Below are 2,318 nucleotides of genomic sequence, written 5' to 3' on the forward strand. Positions count from 1 at the left end.
CAGCGGCAGCGGCGACGATGCTGCGATCGCGCGGATCGCGGTCACGCGCAGCGACAGCATCGCGGCGACGCTCGACGCGCACCGCCACGCGTTCGCGGCGGCCGGGCTCGACGATGCGTGGACGCGTGTCGTCGCGATCGTCGCGCAGCCGGGCGTCGACTTCGACGATCGCCACGTGCTCGATTACGACAGCGCAAAGGCGGCATCGCTCGGCGCGAGTATCCTGCAAACACCGCGTCTCGTGTTCGAGGCGCATTCGACCGACTACCAGACCGAAGGCGCACTCGCCGCGCTCGTGCGCGACCACTTCGCGGTGCTGAAGGTCGGCCCCGCGCTGACGTTCGCGCTGCGCGAGGCGCTGTTCGCGCTGACCTTCATCGAGGACGCGCTGATCGGGTACGTCGCGCAGCGCTCGCGGTTGCGCGACGTGGTCGACGCCGCGATGCGCGCGCAGCCCGAGCACTGGGCGCCGTATTACCGCGGCGGCGAAGCCGAGCAGCGGCTCGCGCGCCAGTTCAGCTACAGCGACCGGATCCGCTACTACTGGCTGCAGCCGGCCGTCGCGGCCGCGGTCGAGCACCTGTTCGACAACCTCGCGCGGCAGCCGGTGCCGGAAACGCTCGTCGCGCAGTGGTTGCCGGACGTGTACGCGGCATGCCGCGCGGGCGGCCTCGCGAAAGAGCCGCGCGCCTGGGTGCGTCACCGGATACGCGACGTGATCGCGCACTATGCGCGCGCGTGCGGAATGCAGCGGCCGGCGTGACGGGCCGCGTAGGAAACGCAGTACCGACGACACTTCGAACAAACACAGGAGACATGCCATGCAACGAAAGATGCTCGACGCCGCCGCACGCTGCTTCGCCGGAGCCGCGCTCGCGACGGCGGCCTGCGCCGCGTCCGCCGGCACGCTGACGATCGCGACGCTGAACAATCCCGACATGATCGAGCTGAAGAAGCTGTCGCCGGCCTTCGAGAAGGCGAACCCGGACATCAAGCTGAACTGGGTGATCCTCGAGGAGAACGTGCTGCGCCAGCGCGCGACGACCGACATCACGACCGGCAGCGGCCAGTTCGACGTGATGGCGATCGGTACCTACGAGACGCCGCAGTGGGGCAAGCGCGGCTGGCTCGCGCCGATGACCGGCCTGCCGGCCGACTACGACCTGAACGACATCGTGAAGACCGCGCGCGACAGCCTGTCGTACAACGGCCAGCTGTACGCGCTGCCGTTCTACGTCGAGAGCTCGATGACGTTCTACCGCAAGGACCTGTTCGCGGCGAAGGGGCTCAAGATGCCCGACCAGCCGACCTACGACCAGATCGCCGAATTCGCGGACAAGCTCACCGACAAGGCGAAGGGCACCTACGGGATCTGCCTGCGCGGCAAGGCCGGGTGGGGCGAGAACATGGCGTACGTGTCGACGGTCGTGAACACGTTCGGCGGGCGCTGGTTCGACGAGAACTGGAATGCGCAGCTCACGTCGCCGGAATGGAAGAAGGCGATCACGTTCTACGTGAACCTGCTGAAGAAAGACGGCCCGCCGGGAGCGAGCTCGAACGGCTTCAACGAGAACCTGACCCTGACCGCATCGGGCAAGTGCGCGATGTGGATCGACGCGACGGTCGCGGCCGGCATGCTCTATAACAAACAGCAGTCGCAGGTGGCCGACAGGATCGGCTTCGCGGCCGCGCCGGTCGCCGCCACGCCGAAGGGTTCGCACTGGCTGTGGGCCTGGGCGCTGGCCGTGCCGAAGACGTCGAAGCAGCAGGACGCCGCGCGCAAGTTCATCGCGTGGGCGACGTCGAAGCAGTACATCGAGATGGTCGGCAAGGACGAGGGCTGGGCGTCGGTGCCGCCGGGCACGCGCACGTCGACCTATCAGCGCCCCGAGTACAAGGCCGCCGCGCCGTTCTCGGACTTCGTGCTGAAGGCGATCGAGACGGCCGACCCGAACGATCCGTCGCTGAAGAAGGTGCCGTACACGGGCGTGCAGTACGTCGGGATTCCTGAATTCCAGTCGTTCGGCACGGTGGTCGGCCAGTCGATCGCGGGTGCGGTGGCGGGCCAGATGACGGTCGACCAGGCGCTTGCCGCCGGGCAGGCCGCCGCCGACCGCGCGGTACGGCAGGCCGGCTACAAGAAGTAACGCGGCCCGCACCGTGCGCGATGGCGCACGGTGCGCGTCGTCGAAGCTGACAGGCGGGCAGGCTTTCGCGCCCGCGCATCAACCGGAGGGACTCCGATCATGCGTCACCTGCGTCTTCCCCTGAACCATGCTCACGCGTCGTCGGTCGGCGACGCGTCGTCGCCGCCCGGC

General features: G+C 68.6%; 2 protein-coding genes. Both read left to right on the forward strand.

Features of this window, described 5'->3' with window-relative positions; all coding sequences use genetic code 11:
• The coding region (locus G3N99_RS39175) for a class II D-tagatose-bisphosphate aldolase, non-catalytic subunit (RefSeq protein ID WP_206125078.1) at nt 1-763 on the forward strand (763 nt) is incomplete at its 5' end.
• A 58-nt stretch (nt 764-821) separates the two neighbouring features.
• Nucleotides 822-2,147, forward strand: a complete 1,326-nt coding sequence (locus tag G3N99_RS39180; protein ID WP_174930644.1) for a sugar ABC transporter substrate-binding protein — start codon at nt 822-824, stop codon at nt 2,145-2,147.
• Nucleotides 2,148-2,318 lie beyond the last annotated feature (171 nt).

Source organism: Burkholderia sp. Ac-20392 (assembly GCF_017104585.1).
GTDB lineage: Bacteria > Pseudomonadota > Gammaproteobacteria > Burkholderiales > Burkholderiaceae > Burkholderia > Burkholderia lata.